This window comes from Flagellimonas sp., from assembly GCF_965215805.1.
Classification (GTDB): domain Bacteria; phylum Bacteroidota; class Bacteroidia; order Flavobacteriales; family Flavobacteriaceae; genus Flagellimonas.
In genome coordinates this window covers 973,922-995,971 of sequence record NZ_OZ244124.1, presented here as the reverse complement: position 1 = coordinate 995,971, position 22,050 = coordinate 973,922, and the positions used below count along the sequence as shown (strand labels likewise).

24 protein-coding genes are annotated in these 22,050 nt (G+C 42.0%); 9 read left to right on the top strand and 15 right to left on the bottom strand.

All coding sequences use genetic code 11. The features are described 5' to 3' along the window. Positions 1 to 653: 653 nt before the first annotated feature. The 4 genes from ACOOE0_RS04450 to purN all read right to left on the bottom strand — a co-directional run bounded on the left by ACOOE0_RS04450 (position 654) and on the right by purN (position 4,851). Positions 654 to 2,552 (bottom strand): amidophosphoribosyltransferase, encoded by a 1,899-nt coding sequence (locus tag ACOOE0_RS04450; RefSeq protein ID WP_420401271.1) that lies wholly within the window; start codon positions 2,550 to 2,552, stop codon positions 654 to 656. Positions 2,553 to 2,597: 45 nt separating this feature from the next. Beyond that, positions 2,598 to 3,524, bottom strand: coding sequence for a PfkB family carbohydrate kinase (locus ACOOE0_RS04445; RefSeq protein ID WP_420401270.1), 927 nt, complete (start codon positions 3,522 to 3,524; stop codon positions 2,598 to 2,600). 96 nt (positions 3,525 to 3,620) lie between these two features. Beyond that, positions 3,621 to 4,256, bottom strand: coding sequence for a viroplasmin family protein (locus ACOOE0_RS04440; protein ID WP_420401269.1), 636 nt, complete (start codon positions 4,254 to 4,256; stop codon positions 3,621 to 3,623). Further along, positions 4,246 to 4,851, bottom strand: coding sequence for a phosphoribosylglycinamide formyltransferase (gene purN / locus ACOOE0_RS04435; RefSeq protein ID WP_420401268.1), 606 nt, complete (start codon positions 4,849 to 4,851; stop codon positions 4,246 to 4,248). The genes ACOOE0_RS04440 and purN overlap by 11 nt, the downstream gene beginning before the upstream one ends. 130 nt (positions 4,852 to 4,981) lie before the next feature. On the opposite strand from purN, the gene ACOOE0_RS04430 reads away from it, so the two are divergent. The 5 genes from ACOOE0_RS04430 to pyk all read left to right on the top strand — a co-directional run bounded on the left by ACOOE0_RS04430 (position 4,982) and on the right by pyk (position 9,337). Then, on the top strand, positions 4,982 to 5,215 hold the full coding sequence (locus ACOOE0_RS04430) for an acyl carrier protein (protein ID WP_009778413.1): 234 nt from the start codon (positions 4,982 to 4,984) through the stop codon (positions 5,213 to 5,215). A gap of 100 nt (positions 5,216 to 5,315) precedes the next feature. Continuing rightward, the gene (gene fabF, locus ACOOE0_RS04425; protein ID WP_420401267.1) at positions 5,316 to 6,566 is read left to right on the top strand and encodes a beta-ketoacyl-ACP synthase II; all 1,251 of its coding nucleotides are present in this window, start codon (positions 5,316 to 5,318) and stop codon (positions 6,564 to 6,566) included. Between the two features lie 12 nt (positions 6,567 to 6,578). Then, positions 6,579 to 7,316 carry a ribonuclease III gene (gene rnc / locus ACOOE0_RS04420; RefSeq protein WP_420401266.1) on the top strand — a complete coding sequence of 246 codons (738 nt, stop codon included), beginning with the start codon at positions 6,579 to 6,581 and terminating at the stop codon, positions 7,314 to 7,316. A gap of 111 nt (positions 7,317 to 7,427) precedes the next feature. Further along, the gene (locus ACOOE0_RS04415; RefSeq protein WP_420401265.1) at positions 7,428 to 7,892 is read left to right on the top strand and encodes an IPExxxVDY family protein; all 465 of its coding nucleotides are present in this window, start codon (positions 7,428 to 7,430) and stop codon (positions 7,890 to 7,892) included. A 2-nt stretch (positions 7,893 to 7,894) separates the two neighbouring features. Next, positions 7,895 to 9,337 (top strand): pyruvate kinase, encoded by a 1,443-nt coding sequence (gene pyk / locus ACOOE0_RS04410; protein ID WP_420401264.1) that lies wholly within the window; start codon positions 7,895 to 7,897, stop codon positions 9,335 to 9,337. Here pyk and ACOOE0_RS04405 read toward each other — a convergent pair. After that, positions 9,334 to 9,852 carry a PAS domain-containing protein gene (locus ACOOE0_RS04405; protein ID WP_420401263.1) on the bottom strand — a complete coding sequence of 173 codons (519 nt, stop codon included), beginning with the start codon at positions 9,850 to 9,852 and terminating at the stop codon, positions 9,334 to 9,336. The genes pyk and ACOOE0_RS04405 overlap by 4 nt on opposite strands. A gap of 174 nt (positions 9,853 to 10,026) precedes the next feature. Here ACOOE0_RS04405 and ACOOE0_RS04400 point away from each other — a divergent pair, with 174 nt between their 5' ends. The 3 genes from ACOOE0_RS04400 (at position 10,027) to ACOOE0_RS04390 (ending at position 12,121) form a co-directional block, all read left to right on the top strand. Next, positions 10,027 to 10,875: a helix-turn-helix domain-containing protein gene (locus tag ACOOE0_RS04400; RefSeq protein WP_420401262.1), complete on the top strand. Its 849-nt coding sequence runs from the start codon at positions 10,027 to 10,029 to the stop codon at positions 10,873 to 10,875. 280 nt (positions 10,876 to 11,155) lie between these two features. Beyond that, positions 11,156 to 11,701 (top strand): carboxymuconolactone decarboxylase family protein, encoded by a 546-nt coding sequence (locus ACOOE0_RS04395; RefSeq protein WP_420401261.1) that lies wholly within the window; start codon positions 11,156 to 11,158, stop codon positions 11,699 to 11,701. 27 nt (positions 11,702 to 11,728) lie between these two features. Continuing rightward, the gene (locus ACOOE0_RS04390; RefSeq protein WP_420401260.1) at positions 11,729 to 12,121 is read left to right on the top strand and encodes a plastocyanin/azurin family copper-binding protein; all 393 of its coding nucleotides are present in this window, start codon (positions 11,729 to 11,731) and stop codon (positions 12,119 to 12,121) included. 48 nt (positions 12,122 to 12,169) lie between these two features. Here ACOOE0_RS04390 and ACOOE0_RS04385 read toward each other — a convergent pair whose 3' ends face one another. Continuing rightward, on the bottom strand, positions 12,170 to 12,748 hold the full coding sequence (locus ACOOE0_RS04385; protein WP_420401259.1) for a TetR/AcrR family transcriptional regulator: 579 nt from the start codon (positions 12,746 to 12,748) through the stop codon (positions 12,170 to 12,172). 37 nt (positions 12,749 to 12,785) lie between these two features. Then, positions 12,786 to 13,886 (bottom strand): DNA polymerase IV, encoded by a 1,101-nt coding sequence (dinB, locus tag ACOOE0_RS04380; RefSeq protein ID WP_420401258.1) that lies wholly within the window; start codon positions 13,884 to 13,886, stop codon positions 12,786 to 12,788. A 27-nt stretch (positions 13,887 to 13,913) separates the two neighbouring features. On the opposite strand from dinB, the gene ACOOE0_RS04375 reads away from it, so the two are divergent. Next, complete coding sequence (locus ACOOE0_RS04375) at positions 13,914 to 14,387, top strand: CYTH domain-containing protein (protein WP_420401257.1); 474 nt, start codon at positions 13,914 to 13,916, stop codon at positions 14,385 to 14,387. A gap of 37 nt (positions 14,388 to 14,424) precedes the next feature. On the opposite strand, the gene ACOOE0_RS04370 is transcribed toward ACOOE0_RS04375, so the two are convergent. From ACOOE0_RS04370 to ACOOE0_RS04335, 8 genes are all read right to left on the bottom strand, one after another. Beyond that, positions 14,425 to 14,901 (bottom strand): GyrI-like domain-containing protein, encoded by a 477-nt coding sequence (locus ACOOE0_RS04370; protein ID WP_420401256.1) that lies wholly within the window; start codon positions 14,899 to 14,901, stop codon positions 14,425 to 14,427. Positions 14,902 to 14,908: 7 nt separating this feature from the next. After that, positions 14,909 to 15,928 (bottom strand): phenylalanine--tRNA ligase subunit alpha, encoded by a 1,020-nt coding sequence (gene pheS, locus ACOOE0_RS04365; protein ID WP_420401255.1) that lies wholly within the window; start codon positions 15,926 to 15,928, stop codon positions 14,909 to 14,911. Continuing rightward, a complete protein-coding gene (locus ACOOE0_RS04360) occupies positions 15,921 to 16,616 on the bottom strand; it encodes a hypothetical protein (RefSeq protein WP_420401254.1) in 696 nt (231 codons plus the stop codon). Before ACOOE0_RS04360 ends, pheS begins: the two co-directional genes overlap by 8 nt. 24 nt (positions 16,617 to 16,640) lie before the next feature. Then, the gene (locus ACOOE0_RS04355) at positions 16,641 to 18,497 is read right to left on the bottom strand and encodes a SulP family inorganic anion transporter (RefSeq protein WP_420401253.1); all 1,857 of its coding nucleotides are present in this window, start codon (positions 18,495 to 18,497) and stop codon (positions 16,641 to 16,643) included. Positions 18,498 to 18,607: 110 nt separating this feature from the next. Continuing rightward, positions 18,608 to 19,234, bottom strand: coding sequence for a carbonic anhydrase family protein (locus tag ACOOE0_RS04350; protein ID WP_420401252.1), 627 nt, complete (start codon positions 19,232 to 19,234; stop codon positions 18,608 to 18,610). A 17-nt stretch (positions 19,235 to 19,251) separates the two neighbouring features. Continuing rightward, positions 19,252 to 20,067 carry a universal stress protein gene (locus ACOOE0_RS04345; RefSeq protein ID WP_420401251.1) on the bottom strand — a complete coding sequence of 272 codons (816 nt, stop codon included), beginning with the start codon at positions 20,065 to 20,067 and terminating at the stop codon, positions 19,252 to 19,254. Between the two features lie 6 nt (positions 20,068 to 20,073). Next, on the bottom strand, positions 20,074 to 21,666 hold the full coding sequence (locus ACOOE0_RS04340) for a SulP family inorganic anion transporter (RefSeq protein WP_420401250.1): 1,593 nt from the start codon (positions 21,664 to 21,666) through the stop codon (positions 20,074 to 20,076). A 73-nt stretch (positions 21,667 to 21,739) separates the two neighbouring features. Next, the gene (locus ACOOE0_RS04335) at positions 21,740 to 22,048 is read right to left on the bottom strand and encodes a hypothetical protein (RefSeq protein ID WP_420401249.1); all 309 of its coding nucleotides are present in this window, start codon (positions 22,046 to 22,048) and stop codon (positions 21,740 to 21,742) included. Between the last annotated feature and the right edge of the window lie 2 nt (positions 22,049 to 22,050).

Genomic DNA, 22,050 nt, shown 5'->3' with positions numbered 1-22,050 from the left:
TGAATTGGAACCAAAAATGGAAGGGAAGATTTAGGCAACATTTTTGGTAAATCGTTGGGGTTCAAACATAAAGAAGGCGGACATTGTCCGCCTTCTTTCCCCAAATCTTACCATGAACTTAACCTACTTATGCTATGGTAGCTCCAAAAGTAAGGCAAGGGGTTGTTTTGGGAACAAGCTTTTAGATGAAACTCCTGTTAATTGGGTGAATGGATCAGGGAGGGGTGTGGACGTTCGGGAATTCAGGAAAAGGACTACGGGGAATTATGGCAACCCCTAAAAAATAAAGCGACCGGAGTATTCTCCGGTCGCTTTCCCCAAATCTTACCATGAACTTAACCTACTTATGCTATGGTCCTCCAAATGTAAGGCAGAGCACCGCTTTGGGAGCAAGCTTTTAGACGAAAGCCCAGTTGTTCGGGTGAAATACAATTGTCGTTGAAAAGGACTACGAAATTTGTTGGGGAAAGAGGAATGTAAAATAAAAAAGGTGGAATAGCTTCCACCTTTTTTGCCCCAAATCTTACCATGAACTTAACCTACTTATGCTATGGCAATACTAAAGTAGGTTTGTAGGTTGCCCAGTAGGCATAAATCCGTTCATCTGCACGTTTCATCGATGAAATGCACAGGTAATCCCGATAATGGGAAAACTAGTACGCCCTCTGGTTTTTTCCTTCGTAAAAATTAATGAATGCCCTGTTTACAACACGGTTGCCTCCTGGTGTAGGATAGTTGCCTGTAAAGTACCAGTCCCCCAAATTTTTGGGACAAGCTTGGTGCAAGCCTTCAATACTTTGATAAATGATATCCACCTCCGCATTGATTCCTTTCGGACTTAGGATTTCGGCAATTTTTTTCGAAATCTGATCCGCGGTGAATGGAGCGTAGAATTCCTTTACATAGTTGACCACCTCCTTGTCCTTAGACTCAGTTTGGGTGAGGCACTTTTCATAGATCTCTCGGATCTTGTCCGTGGTGCCATAATCTTCATGTAGCGCTTGGGCCGCTTTGAAGGCTACAAAATCCTCCAGCTTGGCCATGTCTATTCCGTAGCAATCCGGATAACGGATTTGCGGAGCCGAGGAAACCACTATTATCTTTTTGGGAGATAAGCGATCCAAAATTTTTAGGATACTCTTCTTTAAGGTTGTCCCTCTAACAATACTATCATCAATAATTACAAGGTTGTCGCCCTTTTTTACAGATCCATAGGAGACATCATAAACGTGGGCCACAAGATCGTCCCTACTACTATCTTGGGTAATAAAGGTCCTTAGCTTGGCATCTTTAATAGCCACTTTTTCTATGCGTGGGCGAACATCCAAAATTCGATGCAGCTCCTCTCCCGAAATGTTCGGCCCAAGAGCAAGAATTTGCTCCTCCTTGAGTTTGTTGAGGTAGTTCTGTGCCTCTTTGACCATTCCAAAAAAGGAAGTTTCCGCCGTATTGGGGATATAGGAAAAGACCGTGTTGGCCAAATCATTATCAATGGACTGAAGAATTTGTGGGAATACCAATTTCCCCAGCATCTTTCTTTCTTGATATATTTCCTTGTCACTCCCTCTGGAGAAATAAATTCGTTCAAAGGAACAAGCCTTTCTTTCTGTAGGTTCTTGGATTTGCTCCAAATTAACATCACCTTTTTTCTTGATGATCAAGGCATGCCCCGGATCCAGTTCTTTAACCGAATCATAGGGCACATTGAATACGGTTTGTATGGCAGGACGTTCCGAAGCGACCACCACCACTTCATCATCTTGGTAATAATAGGCCGGTCTGATTCCCGCTGGATCCCTGACTACAAATCCATCACCATGACCCAATAGACCACCCATGGTATAACCTCCGTCCCAATTTTTGGAAGCCTTTCTCAATATTTTGGCAACATTTAGGCGTTCTGCAATTAGGGGTGAAGCTTCCCTTTTGTTGTATCCTTCTTTTTTGATTTGTTTGTACAATTTGGCTACGGCATCGTCCAGAAAATGTCCAATCTTTTCCATCACGGTTACCGTATCTGCCATTTCCTTTGGATGCTGACCCAGGGTAACAAGGTTCTCGAACAACTCGTTTACGTTGGTCATATTAAAGTTACCTGCAACAATGAGGTTTCGATGCATCCAGTTGTTCTGCCTTAAAAAGGGGTGAACGCTTTCTATGCTGTTCTTCCCAAAAGTGCCATATCGAACATGCCCCATCAACAACTCCCCTATATAAGGAATGTTGCTTTTCTGCAGCTCCACATCATTTTCCAAGCCTGGATTTTGTTCCAGAGCCGTGTTGATGCGATCGTTGATTTGGGCAAAAATGTCTTGGATGGGCTGTTGCTGGGCGGAACGTACCCGGCTCATATAGCGCTCGCCAGGCTTCATATCCAATTTAATACTGGCAAAACCGGCTCCATCCTGACCTCTGTTGTGCTGTTTTTCCATCATGAGGTACATCTTGTTGACCCCATAAAAAGCAGTACCGTATTTTTCCTTGTAGTACTCCAGTGGTTTAAGCAATCGGATCATGGACAATCCGCACTCGTGCTTAATAGCATCACTCATAACAAACCAAAATAAAAAAGCCCCGAAACGTGTCAGGGCAGTTATTTATGTTAACTCAATATTGAATTGCGTCAATTCTTTAAATTGCATAAGGCGGCGTTCCACCTGCTGCTTCTCCAGTTCCAGCATTCGTTCCGTGCCAAATCGTTCCACACAGAACGAGGCCAGGTTAGATCCATGGATAATGGCATTCTTCAAACTTTCAAACGAGATATTTTTGGACTCGGCCAAATAACCTGCAAATCCACCAGCAAAGGTATCCCCAGCTCCAGTGGGATCAAAAACCTCTTCCAAAGGCAAGGCGGGTGCAAAGAAAACATGTTCTTTATGAAACAAAAGTGCACCATGCTCCCCTTTTTTGATTACCACATATTTAGGCCCCATCTCCTGAATTTTGGCCGCAGCCTTTACAAGGGAATATTCGTTGGTCATCTGTCTTGCCTCTTCATCATTGATGGTAATCACATCAATCTTTGCAATGACCTCCATCAACTCATCCCAAGTATTGTCCATCCAGAAGTTCATGGTATCCGCTATAATAAGTTTTGGTCGTTCTTTCATCTGTGCAATTACACCCAATTGGATGTTTGGATGAAGATTACCCAACATAACCACATCGGCATCCTTGAAGTTGTCCGGGACAATGGGGTTAAAATCGGCCATGGTGTTCAACTCCGTGACCAAGGTGTCCCTGGAATTTAGGTCGTTGTGGTACCTGCCTTTCCAGTAGAAAGTCTTACCTCCTTTTACCACCTCAATTCTGGAAATGTCAATATTATGTGCTGTGAAAATATCTAGATATTCTTGAGGAAAATCTTCTCCCACCACAGAAACTACGGCTGACTCTACCTTAAATTGTGAAGCTGCCAAACCTATAAAGGTGCCCGCGCCACCAAGAATTTTATCACTCTTCCCAAATGGCGTTTCAATATCATCAAAAGCCACGCTGCCTACAATAAGCAATTTGCCCATGCGCTAAAATTTGCTGCAAATATACGGTTAGATATTCCATTTCCCACCACTTGGCATTTAATTAAGAAAATGGCAGGAAATCTATTGGATATGACCCTACTTTCTTCCAAAATCTGCAGGAATTTCACCCCAAGCTTTGGTCTCCCATTTTACAATAGGGGTGTTGTACCTATTTTTTTTCAACCAACTTTCTGCTCTCTCTATCAGTTCAAAGAGCTGGGCATTTTTGGCATTTTTTTTCAGTTTGGTGCCGCACTTTTTCTTTCGTACCCAGCCAATGGCTATCCTGGAATCGGAATAGATCACACGCTCACTTTTTCTTTCCTTTAAAAAAGCAAGGCCATGCACCAAAGCCAAAAACTCTCCTATATTATTGGTTCCTTGCTCAAACGGCCCCTGCTTGAACAACACTTTTTTGGATTTGGTATCCACCCCTTGATATTCCATTTTACCTGGATTGCCACTTGACGCGGCATCCACCGAAATGGAATTGTAGTTGGGGTCGCCGATTCTCAACAACTCTTCCGGGGATAGTTCCTTTTTTCCCTTGGAAGTCCCTTTGTACTCCAAATAATTGCCATTGTATGCTTTTTTGGCCTCTTCAAAAGATGAAAAGGACTTGTATTGGGCACCTTTGAAACCTGTTATCTGAGCTTTGCAGTCGTCCCAGCTCTCAAATATTCCAGGCCGTTTCCCCTTCCAGACCACATAGAATTTTTTCTTATTCGCCATGTTGGATCAAGAGTTTTTCAATCACTTTGGGAAAGTGCTCGTATTCCAATTCGTGAACTTTAAGGGCTATGGTGTCAGGGGTATCCTCTGGTGTCAATTTCGTTTTGGCTTGAAAAATAAAGGCGCCCTCATCATAATTCTCGTTCACGTAGTGAATGGTGATACCCGTTTCCGTTTCCCCGTTTTCTTTTACAGCCTCATGTACTTTGGAACCATACATGCCTTTTCCGCCATACTTAGGTAATAGCGCAGGATGTATGTTGATGATTTGGTTTGGAAATGCATGGATAAAACTTTCAGGAATTTTCCAAAGGAATCCGGCAAGAACAATAAGGTCTGGCTCAAGACTTTGGATCATCCCCAAAAGCTGGTCCGTTCCTATAAACGATTCCCGATTAAAGTAGTAGGCGGGAACCTTCAGCCTTTTGCACCGTTTTAGTACTTGGGCAGTATTTTTATTGGTAAAAACCGCTGCGACTTTGGCTGTTTTATGCTCCCTAAAATGGGTAATGATTTTTTCGGCATTGGAACCGCTGCCGGATGCCAGAATAACTATCTGTTTTACGTTGGGTTTCTCCTGCAAATCGCTATACATGTTTAAAAGGCTAAATTACTGCACGCGTATGTAATATGTTTAATTTGAGGTACATTTTATCGACAAATGGTGTATTTAATCCAAAGTTTTATATTTTTGCCCCGATTAAATTTTTAAAACCGATATAATTATGTCAGACATTGCATCAAGAGTAAAGGCTATCATCGTTGATAAACTAGGTGTTGATGAAAATGAAGTAGTAGCTGAGGCTAGCTTTACCAACGACTTGGGCGCGGATTCCTTGGACACTGTTGAACTTATCATGGAGTTTGAAAAAGAATTTGACATTCAAATCCCTGATGATCAGGCAGAAAACATTGCAACTGTTGGTCAAGCCATTAGCTATATAGAAGAAGCCAAGTAATTTTATGATATTTTACTAAAGATTTTAAATTATCCATGTGGTGAGGATCACATGGATAATTTTTTTTTAATTTAGGTTCATAAGGGTAAATAATAGTTCAATGCAGTTAAAGCGAGTTGTGGTTACTGGAATGGGTGCGTTAACACCTATAGGTAACAATTTGGAGGCTTATTGGGAAGGACTAAAAACAGGGAAAAGCGGTTGCGCCCCCATCACGTACTTCGATACGGAAAAGTTCAAAACCAAGTTTGCCTGCGAACTTAAAGGCTATAAACCTGAAGATTATTTCGATAGAAAGGAAGCCAGAAAACTAGATAGGTTTGCCCAATATGCATTGGTTTCTTCCGATGAAGCCATTGCAGACTCCGGTATCAATTTAGATACGGTCGACAAATTTAGGGTAGGTGTAGTTTGGGGTGCTGGAATAGGCGGTCTGGAAACCTTTCAAAATGAAGTAATCGGTTATGCCGGTGGAGATGGAACTCCAAGGTTCAATCCTTTCTTCATCCCTAAAATGATTGCCGATATTGCCCCTGGAAATATTTCCATCAAGCATGGTTTTATGGGGCCTAACTATACTACGGTATCTGCTTGTGCCTCTTCTGCCAATGCCATGATAGATGCGCTCAATTATATTAGATTGGGCCACTGTGATGTTATTGTAACAGGAGGTAGCGAAGCGGCGGTTACCATTGCAGGAATGGGAGGATTCAATGCCATGCATGCCCTATCCACGAGAAATGACAGCCCAGAGTCGGCTTCAAGACCTTTTGATGCCACTAGGGATGGTTTTGTTTTGGGAGAAGGTGCAGGAGCCCTGATTTTGGAAGAGTACGAACATGCCAAAGCAAGAGGCGCCAAGATTTACGCAGAGGTTTTGGGTGGCGGACTTTCCAGTGATGCCCACCACATGACAGCCCCTCATCCAGAGGGAATTGGAGTGGTTAAGGTTATGGAGAATTGTCTTCAGAATGCCGGACTAAACCCAGAAGATGTAGATGCCATCAATACGCACGGAACATCTACGCCTTTGGGAGATGTGGCCGAATTGAAAGCCATCTCCAAGGTGTTTGGGAAACATGCTCCCAACATTAATATCAATTCCACAAAATCCATGACAGGGCACTTATTGGGTGCTGCTGGGGCCATAGAAGCTATTGCTTCCATCCTTGCCATGGAACACAGTATGGTCCCTCCTACCATCAACCATAGTGTTGTGGATGAGAACATTGATCCTTCATTGAACCTGACGCTTAACAAGGCACAGGAAAGGGAGGTAAATGTGGCCATGAGCAATACCTTTGGGTTTGGCGGACACAATGCTTGTGTTCTGTTCAAAAAAATAGGGTAGTTTTGTAGTGTAATGAAATTCCCCTCCAAAATATTCAATTCCCATCCGAAATCGGATGGGGATTTTTTTTTAGGTATTAAGTCAATTCTGGGATTTAAACCCAAAGATCTTGATATTTATAAAAAGGCATTTCTACATCGATCCGTAAACAAAAGGGATAAAGACGGTAACCCCATGAATTACGAACGATTGGAATTTCTTGGGGATGCCATGCTGGGAACCATTATTTCCAAACACCTATATAATAAGGTGCCTGGAGGAGATGAGGGATATCTAACCAAAATGCGTTCCAAAATAGTCAGTAGAAAACATCTTAACGAGCTTGGAAAGGATTTAAAACTGCTTAAATATGTAGAGAGCAGAATTCCCAAATCCCATTTTGGGGAAAACATTCACGGCAATGTTTTTGAAGCCTTAGTAGGAGCTATTTATTTAGACCGAGGCTATACCTACTGCGAAAAATTCATCAATTCCAGAGTTATAATGCCCTATGTGGATATTGAGCAGTTGGAAGGAAAGGTGATCAGTTACAAAAGCTTGCTCATAGAATGGTGCCAAAAACAGAAAAAGACTTTTCACTACGATGTTTACGAAGATACCGGCAATGACGAGCTAAAGCATTTTGCAGTTAAATTGACCATCAACGAAAGAGTTATGGCCAAAGCACGGGCCACATCCAAAAAGAAGGCAGAGGAAAAAGCTTCAAAAAGAGCCTATTTTGCCCTTCAGAGCAGAATAGAAAATAGTTGACTTTAAATTACGGTAAACTCAAACGTTTTCGTTGTGTTAAAAAGGGTATTGTCCCCATTAAGCTAGGCTGTCAAAGGGAATAGGAGTATATTTGGGGTTCGTGTAAAAGAGATGTTGACGACCCATAAGATATCTGAGGATTTTTATGACGACAACTTTCAGCTTATTGCAATTCATAGTGGGCTGGAAGATTTTGCGATGGGCTATGCCGTTAATTTAGCCTGTGGACTACAATTAAGTAGAAGGAAAAACGACCTGCAATTTGATCAAGACCTCACTTTTTCAGTCTTTGATTGGGACGATGAATTGAGTGACACTTTTTGGACCCTCATGTCCAACAAATCTGCTGTTGAAGAGACCATTCCGTCCATTGGACTTTTTCAGGATAGAACTTCTTCCAGGGCAGATTATTTGATCAAAGAACGCAAGGAAGTAGATTACTTTTTGAAGGTTGATGGCGTGGACGGGCCTACCCTGGTTCACAAAATAAAGGCTATTAACACCATTCCGAAAGTGGTTACTGCGTACCCACTAGAAACACAAACTTTAAAATCAAAAAGAAACCTAATCTTTTAACAATGCCAACCGTTAAAAAAACAAAAATAGTAGCCACCCTTGGACCTGCCACCAGCAAGAAGGAAGTTCTTCAGCAAATGATGGAAGCTGGGGTGGATGTTTTCAGAATAAATTTTTCCCATGCTTCACATGATGACGTAGCCGAGCGTATTAGGCTCATAAGGGAATTGAATGACGAACTTGATACCAACACCGCGATTCTGGCCGATTTGCAAGGACCAAAATTAAGAGTCGGAGTAATGGGAGGTGAAGCTGTGGTGGCACCTGGCGATGAGATTACCTTTGCCACTGGAGAACCCTTTGAAGGAAGTGCCAAAAGGGTTTATATGAACTATGCCAGCTTTCCCCAGGATGTGAAACCGGGAGAGCGCATTTTGTTGGATGATGGAAAGCTGATCTTCGAGGTGAAGTCAACCAACAGGAAGGATGAGGTGAAGGCCGTTGTGGTACAAGGAGGACCATTGAAATCGAAAAAAGGGGTTAATCTCCCCAACACGGATATCTCACTTCCAGCCTTGACTGAAAAGGATATTAAGGACGCCGAGTTTGCCATTTCCCAAGAAGTGGATTGGATTGCACTGTCCTTTGTTAGGCATAGCCAGGACCTTATGGACCTGCAAAATTTGATCAATAAACATTCCGAGCACAAGATTCCGATCATTGCTAAAATTGAAAAGCCAGAGGCAGTGGACAATATAGATAAGATCGTGGCTTATTGTGACGGGCTTATGGTTGCTCGTGGGGATTTGGGAGTGGAAATACCTGCACATGAAGTACCGTTGATTCAAAAACAGTTGGTATTGCGGGCTAAAAAGGCAAGGATTCCCGTGATCATTGCAACACAGATGATGGAAACCATGATCACCAGTCTTACCCCAACCCGAGCCGAGGTCAATGACGTGGCCAACTCTGTTATGGATGGGGCTGATGCCGTGATGTTGTCTGGAGAAACTTCGGTTGGAAATTATCCAGTTCAGGTTATCGAAAAAATGACCAGCATTTTGATGAGCGTGGAAGGTTCCAATCTGATCAGTGTTCCACAGACACCACCCCATATTCGTACGAAAAGATATATTACCAAGTCCGTTTGTTATCATGCCGCCATTATGGCCAACGAAATAGAGGCCAAGGCCATTTCAACCTTGACCAATAGTGGTTATACGGCTTTCCAGATTTCCGCTTGGAGACCCAGCGCCCATATTTTGGTGTTTACCTCCAACAAAAGAATCCTGACCCAACTGAATTTGCTATGGGGAGTAAAAGCGTTCATGTACGATAAGTACGTTTCCACGGATGAGACCATAGAGGATGTAAACCAAATTGCCTGCAAAAAAGGCTATTTGGATGTTGGGGACATGCTGATAAGCTTGGCAGCCATGCCCATAAAGGACAAGGGAATGGTGAATACCCTTAGGGTAACAGAAATAGAAAGCTGTAGTTTCTAGGCGACTTTTTCAAAAGCAATAAAATTGACCAACTTGCCAGCCTTGTCGAATACAGGGCTGCTTTTGATGTGGCATTCGTAGGTGGTGCCATCTTTTCTGTAATTGGTCAAAACCACTTCAAAGGGTCGTTGGTCCTTAATGGCTTGAGAAACTTGACTTGTGGTTTCCCTACAGGTGGCCTCTCCTTGGAACATTCTAGGTTGTTTACCCAAAACCTCGTGCGGCTGATAGCCATTCATTTCAACCATATTTTGAGTAGCATAAACAATGTTCAAATGGGTATCCGTAACAACTACGACGAGGTCTTTTCTAAGAATTTCACTGCCAAAATTGGCCATTTTATGCCATTTTCCGGATAATGCCATGATTTCCAAACTTTTGACATCGGCAAGGTTGCCAGACAGTCGATCAAAAGATTGGGCAAACAAATCCATGGAGTGGAGAGGGTAGCCATGCACATCCAATTTATTGTAAAAAGTATGTGCAGCTTCGTCGTAAAATCGCATCTTTTCCATACCCAATACTATAAAAAGGAATATGGACCAGAAAATCTACGCATAACATTAACACTCTTGTTTAAGAATTTACCTGTTATAGATGGAAATTGGGCTGTAAGTATCAACAGTATTTAAGGACTAAAGTCCAGAAAAACCATCATTAAGGCTTGGAATAAGGCAAGCTTGCATAGCATGAAATACGAATATTCAGATCCAAAACTGGGGGCCATATTAGGACTTACCGATGACATAAGAAAAGACAAAGATTACTTTTCATCAACGGCCAACACCATTAAATTTTTATGGAACCGAAACCCTGAACCCATAGGTCTTGAGGTAGATGGATTTGATTTAATTCTGGAACCTAATCAAATTGTAACGGTAACCTATCTACAACAAGTGTCTTTTGCGAAGACCAGACTGCCGCTGTCTTCGGTGTTGTTCAATAGGGAATTCTATTGTATCTCGGATCATGATGCCGAGGTGTCCTGCAATGGCATCTTGTTTTTTGGCACCCAAGATTTACCCATCATTTCCATACCTACTGATCAAGAGCGAAAATTCAATCTATGGTATGAAGTCTTTGTGGAAGAGTTTTCCACTCCGGACAATATTCAAGGAGATATGTTGCAAATGCTGCTGAAGAGATTGATCATCATGAGCACCCGATTGGCCAAGGAGCAGCTGATCGTAAAAAGTTTGGACAATACGCAAATTGATACCATCCGTAAGTTCAACTATCTGGTTGACATCCACTACAAAACCAAAAGAAAGGTAAGCGACTATGCAGACATGCTCTTTAAGTCGCCCAAGACTCTTTCCAACCTCTTTTCCATTTATAATCAGAAAACACCCCAACAGATTATATTGGACAGACTTATGTTGGAGGCCAAGCGCCTGATCCATTTTACCGAAAAACAAAACCAGGAAATTGCCTACGATTTAGGGTTCAACGACCCAGCTCATTTTAGCCGTTTCTTCAAAAAAATGACGGATATGAGCCCCTCGGAATATAGAGAAAACCTGCTCATTGCTCCCTAAGGGAAATTTTGGCAAGCGGTCGGGAAATCCCTCCTAACACCTCCCCTCTTTTTCGTCACATCTTTGCTCTGTAATTAAAAGAAAGGTAAAGATGAAATCACTGGAAAAATCTGTTTTCAATCTCATTGAGATCTTCAGGTCTGCACGAAGACCAGAAACAAAGTCGATTATTTCTCCCGCACATTGCGAGCAGAAATACCATCACGATTTTTATTGTGATGCAGAAAAACCGTTTGTAAAGAATTTTTAACCCATATAACAATTAATAGAATTTATAATCATGAGCAATTTTAATGTACCAAAAAGAGAAGAAGTAAGTAGTGCCAATCAGGCCATTTTTGACAACTTGGAAAAAGCAGTTGGTTTTGTACCCAACCTTTATGCAACCTATGCATATTCAGAAAATGCCCTAGGGAATTACTTGACTTTTGCCAACGCGAAAACATCGCTTAAAGCAAAAGAGAAAGAAGCAGTGAACCTTGCGGTTAGTGAGGTAAATGGATGTGAATACTGTTTGTCTGCCCATACTGCCATTGGTAAAATGAATGGATACACAGACGAGCAAATTTTGGAATTGAGAACTGGAAGGGCCTCTTTTGACAACAAATTGGACGCATTGGCCAGATTGGCCAAAAACATCACTGAAAACAGAGGTGCAACCGATGCTGCAGTCCTTGAAAATTTCTTCGATGCGGGATGGACCAAAGAAAACTTGATAGATACCATTGTTTTGGTTGGTGACAAAACCATCTCCAATTATATCAACAACACAACACAAATCCCTGTGGATTTTCCAGTGGTACAACCTTTGGAAGCAACAGTTTAATTAAATACAAGAAAACAACAAGTAATTATGAAAAAGACAATTTCAATTTTAGTAGTAGCGCTAGTAACCGCATTTTCTGTACAGGCTCAAGACAGTATGAAAATGGACAAGAATGTCCAAACCATAAAGTTAGAGCAAACACCAGGTGAATTTACCCAGAAAAGCCTAACGGTTTCAGAAGGCACCTATGTATTTGACATAGCCAACAACGGTGTTGGACATGATGTAGGATTTGTTTTGGTGAAGAAAGGGCAGGATTTAAGCAAGCCGGAGAACCATATTCAAACGGCCTATGTGACCAAAGCGGTTGCCACTGGAGCTTCCCAAACCTCCAAGCCCACCAAACTAACAAAAGGCGAATATGTATATTTCTGCCCTTTGAATCCAACATCAACAGACAATATTTTGACGGTGAAGTAGATGGATTGATGTATGGTTGTAGAAGCCTCTTCTGAAAAGAAGGGGCTTTTATTTTACCTCAGAATTGGCAAAAAGGGAAGGGGCCATGTTTTTTGCCATGTAAATGGGCCAATCGTTTTTGAACAGGTAACTTTCAGTGATGGCACTTTCATACAAAAGATAAATTCCCCCTGATATTTTCTCGATTTCCGCTTTGGAGACATTGATGATGTTTTCTCCAACAACTTCCCCCAAATAAAGCAAAAGCTCCTTTTTGTGCTTTTGGATTACCGCAATGATTTTTTTTTGCTTTGGCGAAAGCTCCCCAAACGTCTTAAGCCCCCAGCAACCATGAAAATTCTCTTCACGATACAAATCCCTAAGAAAATCGAAGATGGCCAAAAGCTGGTTTTTTCCGGTCTTTCGCTTGGATACAAAACTCCTTAGTGAATCCAAGAGTCCGTCATGTCGTTGCTGTAGATAGGCAATGCAAATCTCTTCTTTGGACTTAAAATGGCTGTACAAGGTAGCTTTGGCAATACCGCATTTTTCCACGATCTCATTGATTCCCGTGGAGTTGTAACCGTTAAGATAAAAGAGGTTACCCGCAGTGGTTATGATATGTTCATGTAATTCAGGACGTTGCACTGATACAAATTAAGTAAGAAATGGGGTATCCGTGAAATTAAAAATCAAATTTTAGCTGAACCATCACCGATTCTTTGGGAGATTCCTCTTTTTTCTTTTCTGTATTGAGGTTGGCCAGGGAGATTCCCAGTAACCTCACTGAATTTTCCAGTTTGGATTGGTACAACAGTTCTTTGGCGGTCTCTAGGATGAGTTCTTTTTTGGAAACAAAATAGGGTAGGGTTTTGCTTCGGGTCTGAAGCGTAAAATCACTGTATTTGATTTTTAAGGTAATGGTTTTGCCAGCTATTTTCGATTTTTCCAATCGCCGTTCCAATTCATTGGCAATATGATCTAGCCTTTCCAGCATGAATACCTCGCTACTGAGGTTTTCGCTAAATGTACGTTCGGCACCCACGGATTTTGGAATACGATGCGGTTTAACCTCGCTGGTGTGAACCCCGCGCACCACATAATAATAGTACCGCCCACTCTTTCCAAAGTGCTGGTCCAAAAATTCCAGGGATTTTTCCTTAAGGTCGATTCCTGTGAAAATACCAAGCTTGTACATTTTTTCGGCAGTGACCTTCCCCACCCCATAGAACTTTCGGATATCCAGTTTTTCCAAGAACGCAATAACCTCTTCCGGGTTTACCGTTTTTTGTCCGTTGGGTTTGTTGTAATCACTCGCCACTTTGGCAATAAATTTATTGATGGAGATACCAGCAGAAGCAGTCAATCCCGTTTTATCCAGGATTTTCTTTCTAATTTCCTTGGCGATCAAGGTGGCCGAAGGGTTCCCTTTTTTGTTTTGGGTGACATCAAGGTAGGCCTCGTCCAAGGATAGGGGCTCCACTAAATCGGTGTATTCAAAAAATATATCCCGTATTTGATGAGAAACTTCCTGGTAGCGGTCGTAACGGGGCCGAACAAAAATCAGGTCAGGGCAATTTCGCTTTGCGATATAGCCAGCCATGGCACTCCTAACCCCAAATTTTCGAGCTTCATAACTGGCAGCGGAAACCACCCCGCGTTTAGAGCCTCCACCTACGGCAATGGGCTTGCCTTGGAGTTCAGGATTATCGCGCTGCTCTACGGATGCGTAGAAGGCATCCATGTCCACATGAATAATTTTTCGCAATGGAAGGTCCAACTCCATACCCAAATTTAGGCTATATTTAGTTTGATGGAACACTTGGAAATTGAACGGAAATTTTTGGTTAAATCAGAGGGCTACAAGCATCAGGCAAATGAGCAGATTCGAATTGTCCAGGGGTTTTTAAATACGGCACCTGAACGCACAGTTCGCGTAAGGATAAAAGGAGATAAGGGTTTTTTGACCGTGAAAGGAGCCAGCAACGTTTCTGGAACTACCCGATTTGAATGGGAAACGGAAATCAACGTAACTGAGGCGACCAACTTAATTGATTTGTGCGAAGCGGTTATCCTGGAAAAAAACCGATACAAAGTTCCTTTTGGCAATCATGTTTTTGAGGTGGATGAGTTTCTTGGGGAGAATAGGGGACTGGTTGTGGCAGAAGTGGAACTGCAACATGAAGATGAGTTTTTTGATAAACCGGATTGGTTGGGGAAGGAGGTAACAGGAGATGTTAGGTACTATAATTCCCAACTCAGTAAAATCCCGTTTAATCAATGGTAGAAAAACTTGATTAAGGGAGCGGCAGGCTCAATGGCCGCTATTTTTCTTTGATTGGAATCCAGATTTCTTCTTCGGAATTAGGGTCGTTGTTTTTGTATTTACTGCCCAAAACTTCAAAGTGCGGTCGGTCGTCCAATACGTACTTGGAATTGGGGAGCCATTCCATAAAAATATATTGGAAAATGGAAGTGTCAGCACTGGAACCTTTGTAATGAAAAACAGCATAGGTCCCACTTTTTAAGGTAAAACGGGCCATTCCATCAGGGATGTTTTCATGGTCTTGGACTTCTACACTGGCCCATTTTACAAAATTGTTGGTGGGATTGAAATTTATAAAATAGGAAGGGTCGTATACTTGCATGGAAATAAAATCAGAAGAAACCCTGTTCTCTATTTCGTGGATTCTTGACCTGAATTTTCCCCATAGCTCGAAGGTTTTATTGTGAACCAAGCTCATGGAGGTGCGCATACCAACAAGTTGTTTCTCCTTAAGTTCGGTGATTTGGGGTTCCATTTACTTTTTAAAGGGAACTTTTAAATTGCTCCAGAAAACGAATGTCATTTTCACTCAACAATCGGATGTCTGAAATTTGGTGAAGTAGCAACGCAATACGATCAATACCCATTCCAAATGCAAATCCTGAATACACCTCAGGGTCAATATTGCAATTCTTCAATACATTGGGATCTACCATACCGCATCCCATGATTTCCAACCATCCTGTACCCTTGGTCATACGATAATCGGTTTCGGTTTCCAACCCCCAATACACATCCACCTCTGCGCTTGGTTCTGTAAACGGGAAATAGGAGGGGCGCAATCTAATTTTTGATTTGCCGAACATCTCCGAAGTGAAATACTGCAAGGTTTGTTTCAAATCCGCGAAAGAGACGTTTTTGTCCACGTACAATCCTTCCACCTGATGAAAGAAGCAGTGGGAACGTGCTGAAATGGCCTCGTTCCGATATACCCTACCCGGGGAAATGGTTCTTATGGGCGGTTGGTTGTTTTCCATATACCGCACTTGTACACTGGAGGTATGCGTGCGCAAAAGAATGTCAGGGTCGGTCTGGATAAAGAACGTATCCTGCATATCCCTTGCTGGATGATATTCTGGAAGGTTCAAGGCCGTAAAGTTATGCCAATCGTCTTCAATTTCCGGACCTTCGGAAACATTGAAACCAATTCTTGAAAATATATCTATGATTTGGTTCTTTACAATGGAAATAGGGTGCCTGGCCCCCAAAGGGATTGGTTCACCAGGGCGCGTTAAATCCCCAAATTTACCCGCAGTCTCTGCTTGGTTTTCCAAAGCGTCTTTCAGGGAGTTAACCTTGTCGGTGGCTGAGGTTTTCAATTGGTTCACCACCTGCCCAAATTCTTTTTTCTGCTCGTTGGGAACATTCTTGAATTCGGCAAAGAAGGAATTCAGTAACCCTTTTTTCCCTAAGTACTTAATTCGAAAAGCCTCAATTTCATCTTTGGATGCAGAAGTAAAGTTCTCAACTTCAATCAAATGCTCCTTTATGGTCTCAATCATCTTTGTTGGCTGTATTGGCCGACAAATTTAGCAAATTGTCCTTGAATATATAGGCTATGAGAAAATGAACTGCTACCCCACCAAAGAAATGCCATAACCAATGGGTGCCCATAGGAAAAAATGTCTGGGTAAGATCAATACTTCTAAAGTAAATGGCAAGAGCAAAAACCAAAAAGGCCAAACTAGCCAGCCCCGCATTTTTCCATTGGGTTTTATATAGGTGCCAGCCCAAGGGCAATAGGATGGTAAGTGCTGTAATCACGTAGCCCAAAGAGATTCTCAATCCTGATGGGATGGGTAGGGTCCGCAGTAAAAAGGAAGCTCCCAAAATAGCCACAATCAAGAGCAATCGAGACCACCATGTTTGAGCCAGTTTGAAAATAAAATAGATGACCAAAGCCAAACAAAGAAACATGATGGGCATCCAATCCAATCGAAGCCAAAACTCGTGACTACGCGTGGCATGAAACATAGTGCCGCCAACATAGCTGATTGCAATTATGGGGAGCACCCATGCCAAAAACTGATGTTGTTTTGGGTTTTTGTATACCTTCAATCCCCAATAGACCACCAGTACTACAAAAATGAGATTGCTGTAGGTGTTGAAAGGTTCCACAGGAAATCTTCCTTCCAATGTTTCCAGATATATGGGCCCTGTATCGTTCGGGAATTTGGTCAATGGAATCAAAAGAAAATCTTTAAACAAACCTTATTAGGTGTCCATATCCTTTACATTTTCCTGAATCCATACCAAACAGGAATCAAAGTCTTCAAAGATATTTTCTCTCGGAATCAAATCGGGAATAATATCAATACGTTCCATCATATACTTGGGTTGATCTAGGATCCCCACCAACATAACGTGAATATCCTTTTTCCTAAGATCCTGTAGTACATCTTCCATGGCGTACAATCCGGATTGATCCATGTATTGCATCCGATCCATTCGGATGACAACATTGGATGCCGTGGGAGGTATTTGTTCGGCCAATTGTTGGAAATCACTAGTGGAACCAAAGAAAAGCGGCCCTTTTATGTGTTTAATGAAGACTTCTTCCCTAAGTTTTTGTGGAAAATCCTTTTCATCTGCCCAAGGCTGTTCTTTTAGTGGTTTAACGTCAGAACGGGTTGCGGTCAAATCGCCAATTTTCTTCATAAACATAAGGGAGGCAATTACCAGGCCAATCCCTACGGCATATACCAGATTCCAAACAGATGAAAGTACCAAGACGACCAGCATCACAATAACTTCGGAACTGAGTTTTATGGGACCCACTTTCATATCTTTCGGCAAATAGGGGATAGCTTTTAGACCTTTATAATCCATTACTCCAATCCCAACGGTTACCAAAATACCGGCCAAAACAGCTGCTGGAATTTGTGATGCCACAGGACCCAATGCCAATAGAATGACCAAGAGCAACAGACCCGCAATCATTCCTGAAAGACGGGTTTTACCCCCTGAATTGATATTCACCACGGTTCTAATGGTAGCACCTGCACCTGGAATCCCTCCAAAAACGGCCGCAATACTGTTACCAATTCCTTGCCCCACCAGTTCCTTGTTTGGTTTGTGTTTGGTTTGTGTCATGTTGTCGGCAACAACAGACGTCAACAAAGAATCTATTGCCCCTAAGAGTGAGAGGGTAAGTGCAGTAAAAATGTAAGGGGTGAGCGAAGACAGTTTAAACTGGGTAAAGATGTCCATTTGAAGGATTGGAAGCCCTTCGGGGATTTTTTCAATGGGTCTGTAATCCCACCCAAGCCCATAGGCTAATCCAGAGACCACAATAAGTGCCACAAGGGTACTGGGTACCGCGGTAGTGATCCTTTTGAATCCGTAAATGATGAAGATGGTGGCCAAGGCCAGCCCCAATTCCAACCACTCGATGTTCTGTAGGGCACGTGGAAGTACTTTTATGGTCCCGACAACCCCAGAAGCATCTTTGGCAGCCAAAGTCTTGGCCTCCTTTTGCATGTCCTCAGGGGTGATCTGGTTTGCCCTTCTAATGGTTTCCTCAAAATCCTCGAGTACCAGAATTCCTTCACCAGCCTCTTCCTTTAGAATGTTTTCCAGAATCTCCTCTTCTGCAGCTGCCTTAAACTGATTCACATATTCGGTATCCTCTTTTGGATAGTAACCTACCGCAGGTAGAATTTGGGTAACCAGAATGATCACACCAATGGCTGTCATGAACCCAGAAACTACGGGGTACGGAATATACTTGATATACTTTCCGAGACCAATGAGCCCCAGTCCTATTTGCATTAAACCAGACAATAGGAATACCGCCAAAATAATGGGCAAGGCCTTATTGACATCCCCATCATGAACGGCAAGAATTCCACCAATAATAACCATACTCACGGCAGTCATAGGTGCGGTAGGCCCAGAAATCTGCGTGTTGGTTCCTCCAAAGAGGGCTGCAAAAAAACTAATGAAAATTGCACCGTACAATCCGGCACTTGGGCCCAATCCGGAGCTTACCCCGAAAGCAAGAGCCAGGGGCAAAGCCACAATCCCTGCGGTGATTCCCCCAAATAAATCCCCTTTAAAATGCTTGAACATACCTTACAGTTGGTTATAAGTTGTAATGTAAGATAGTGATTTTAGAAAATTAAAAAAGGCCAATGAAATGTTAAACACTGGCCTTTTCGAAATTGTTGGGGAAAGGGGCTTTACATATAACTCACCTTTCCGTTGGAGATGTCGTACATGCCTCCAACAATCAGAATCTCCCCATTGTCCTCCATTTCTTTTAAAACAGGGCTTTGGGTTCTAATGTTATCCATGGTCAACTGCACGTTCTTCTCTGCAACTGTATTTACAAAATCCAAATTCTTGGAAGTTCTTTCCGAAGCTTCGGAAGGTTCTGAAACGGCATTGACAGCGGGCTTAATTTTACTAAGTAATTCTGTAAGATTTCCCATTTTCGCATCGTCACAGGCACCTTTAACTGCTCCACAGGCGGTGTGGCCAAGTACAACAATGATCTTGGTGCCAGCAAGCTTGCAAGCAAACTCCATGCTGCCCAAGATATCCTCGTTTACAATGTTACCGGCTACCCTAGCGCTAAAGATGTCTCCAACCCCCTGGTCAAAAATCAATTCTGCTGACACCCTTGAATCGATACAGCTTAGGATGGTGGCAAAGGGAAATTGCCCTGACGATGTTTGGGCCACTTGAGCCAACAGATCGCGATCGGCCTGGTTCGTTTCTACAAAACGACTATTGCCTTCTTTCAATAGATCCCAGGCAGCTTGAGGTGTCAAAGCTGCTTGGGTTTCTTTCGTTTGTGTTATCATAATTTCTTCGGTTGTCTTTAATTTAAAGTGTTAGCAAATTTTGTGCTGCGCTTTCCAGCTAAAAGGAAAGGCACATTAAATTTACCAATTACATTTTTAACATTGATATTGGCCTTGGATGCATCTTCCAAATCCACGTACAGCAAATCAACATTTGTTCTAGAGAGGTAGGTTGCCATGTTGTTTATGGCATTGTCCTGTGGCTCAAAAACATATTCCACCATTTTTGGCCCCTCCTCGTCTTGAACGCCTTGGTCCTCACGATTGGCAATTTTGAATGATTTTAGAGGCTGGGAACTTTGAGCTATCAACTTCTCCATCAAATCCATGTTCCCAAAATCTTTTTTGCCATTCACTACCCCCAAAGAAAGTTCTTTGTTGTTGGAGATAACCTGTTCGTGGGAAGCAATCATTACCAAGCCATCAAAAGTTGACATGACGTGTTTGGTGATTCCATCTCCCAAAAATTTGATTGGAATGGATTTTCGTTGACCCAAAATGATAACATCAGGGCGCATTTCCTGGATTTGTCTGTTAATTTCTTCCTTAACGTTACCCACTTTAAACGTAGTGTCGATTTTTAACCCAAAATCCTCTTCAATGGGCTTAACCAACTGTTTAATGTGTTTTTTAGAGGTTGTATAGGTATCATTGATCGATCGTACCGCAGACAACTGATTGTCTTGTTTTACAACAACCAGAGGTTGCTTTACATGTAAAAGGGAAATTTCCCCTCCAATCATTTTCGCCAATCCGGCGGTGTTTTTCAAAATAGTATCGGTCTTTTTCTTTAGATCCGCAAGGATCAATATTTTATAATTCTTATTTTTCATAATAAATTAATTTAAGCTTAAACTTGATTTTGGGCGAGTTCTAAAGAACTCAATAAAACTGGCGGGGTTTTCTTCAATCCCGCGCTTTGACACCAATTTTATATCGATATTCCTTTCTTTGGCCTTAAAGGCAAAATCTTCGAGAATTTCGATGATATCATTGTCGAGGTATCTAGTATTCAAAAGACTGAGTTCCAAATAGGTGTCATTGGGAAGACTGTCCAATTCTTTTAGAATGGCTCCTTTGTTAAAGAAGGTCACCTCCTCGGCCAATGTCATTTTAATTTTATGCTTCCCGTTGCTCTTATCCTCAATATGAAGGAAGTGCGAGTTTTGGTAGCTCTTCAATAAAATGACCACAATCCCAACCATCAGACCCAATCCGATTCCGATGAGTAAATCTGTGAAAACAATACCGAACACGGTAACCACAAAGGGTACAAATTGTTTCCAGCCCAGTTCGTACATTTTTTTGAACAATGCCGGTTTTGCCAATTTGTATCCAACGATGAACAATATGGCTGCCAATACAGATAGTGGAATCATATTCAACAGTCTTGGAATTAAAATAATGGATATCAACAGGAAGAATCCATGAATAATTGCAGAAGCCTTGGTTCTACCTCCAGATTGGATGTTGGCAGAACTTCTAACAATAACCTGCGTTACAGGTAATCCCCCCAACAAACCAGAAATACTATTTCCCACACCTTGTGCAAAAAGTTCCTTGTTAGTAGGGGTAGTTCGTTTATGGGGATCTAGCTTATCAGTCGCTTCCACACATAAAAGGGTCTCTAAACTGGCCACTAAGGCAATGGTGAAAGCCGTTATCCAAATTTCAGAATTACCTATCACGCTAAAGTTGGGAAAGCTAAGTAAGGTACCCAGGGTATCAATACTTTCGGGAATCGGCACACTTACCAAAAGTTTATCGGAAATGCCAAAGGTGGAATCATCTTTTGTGAAAACATAAAACAAAATCCCCAAAACCACTGCAACCAACGGGCCTTGTACCAATTGGAAAAATTTGGATTTTTTGCTAAGCACCTTATCCCAAAGCAATAGAATTGCCAGCGCCACAATAGCGACAATGGTCGCTCCTGGACTGATATAGTTTAAGGAGTTTATAATTTCCGTGAAAGTGTTTTCCCCATCTACCTGGAAAAAGGCAAAATTTCCTTCTGTGTTTTCACTATATCCGAAGAAATGCGGAATCTGCTTTAAGATGATAATAATACCGATTCCAGTAAGCATTCCTTTAATTACAGAAGATGGAAAGTAATAGGCAATAACCCCAGCTTTTAGGATACTGAAGAGAATTTGAATTAGACCACCCAAAACAACGGCAACCAAAAAGTTTTCAAAACCACCTAAAGTTCCAATAGCGGTCAATACGATGGCCGCCAAACCTGCGGCAGGACCACTTACTCCAATTTGGGAACCACTTAGGGCACCCACTACGATTCCCCCAATAATACCGGCAATAAGACCCGAAAACAAGGGTGCTCCACTGGCAAGTGCAATACCTAAACATAGTGGCAATGCAACAAAAAATACTACGATACTTGCAGGCAAGTCGCTTTTAATATGCTTGAACATGAAATAAAAAGTTGTTGCCTCCGCTATAGTTTTTAGGTTGGAGGCGGTTAAAAATTGATAAAAAAGTATTGGGTTATACCAATTCTTCTGGAGGGGGGAGCAAAATCTCGGTTGTTACATCCAATAAAAGAGATGGGTCTTCTGTATTTTCAACCTTTGCATTTTGGTCAAAAAAGTTATTGTCAGAAGAGAATGGACTTAGAAACAAATCCTTTTCGCCAAATTTTTTCTCAGATTCCTTTTCCGATTTTTTTTCTTCATCGCCGGAATCCATGTGTATAGCAATAGAGCAATCCCTATCCACCAAAGGTGCTATTGATGGTGCCAATATGGAGAATATTAGCATTAAACAAATAAAAGGATGCGCTATGGCCTTCAACATTT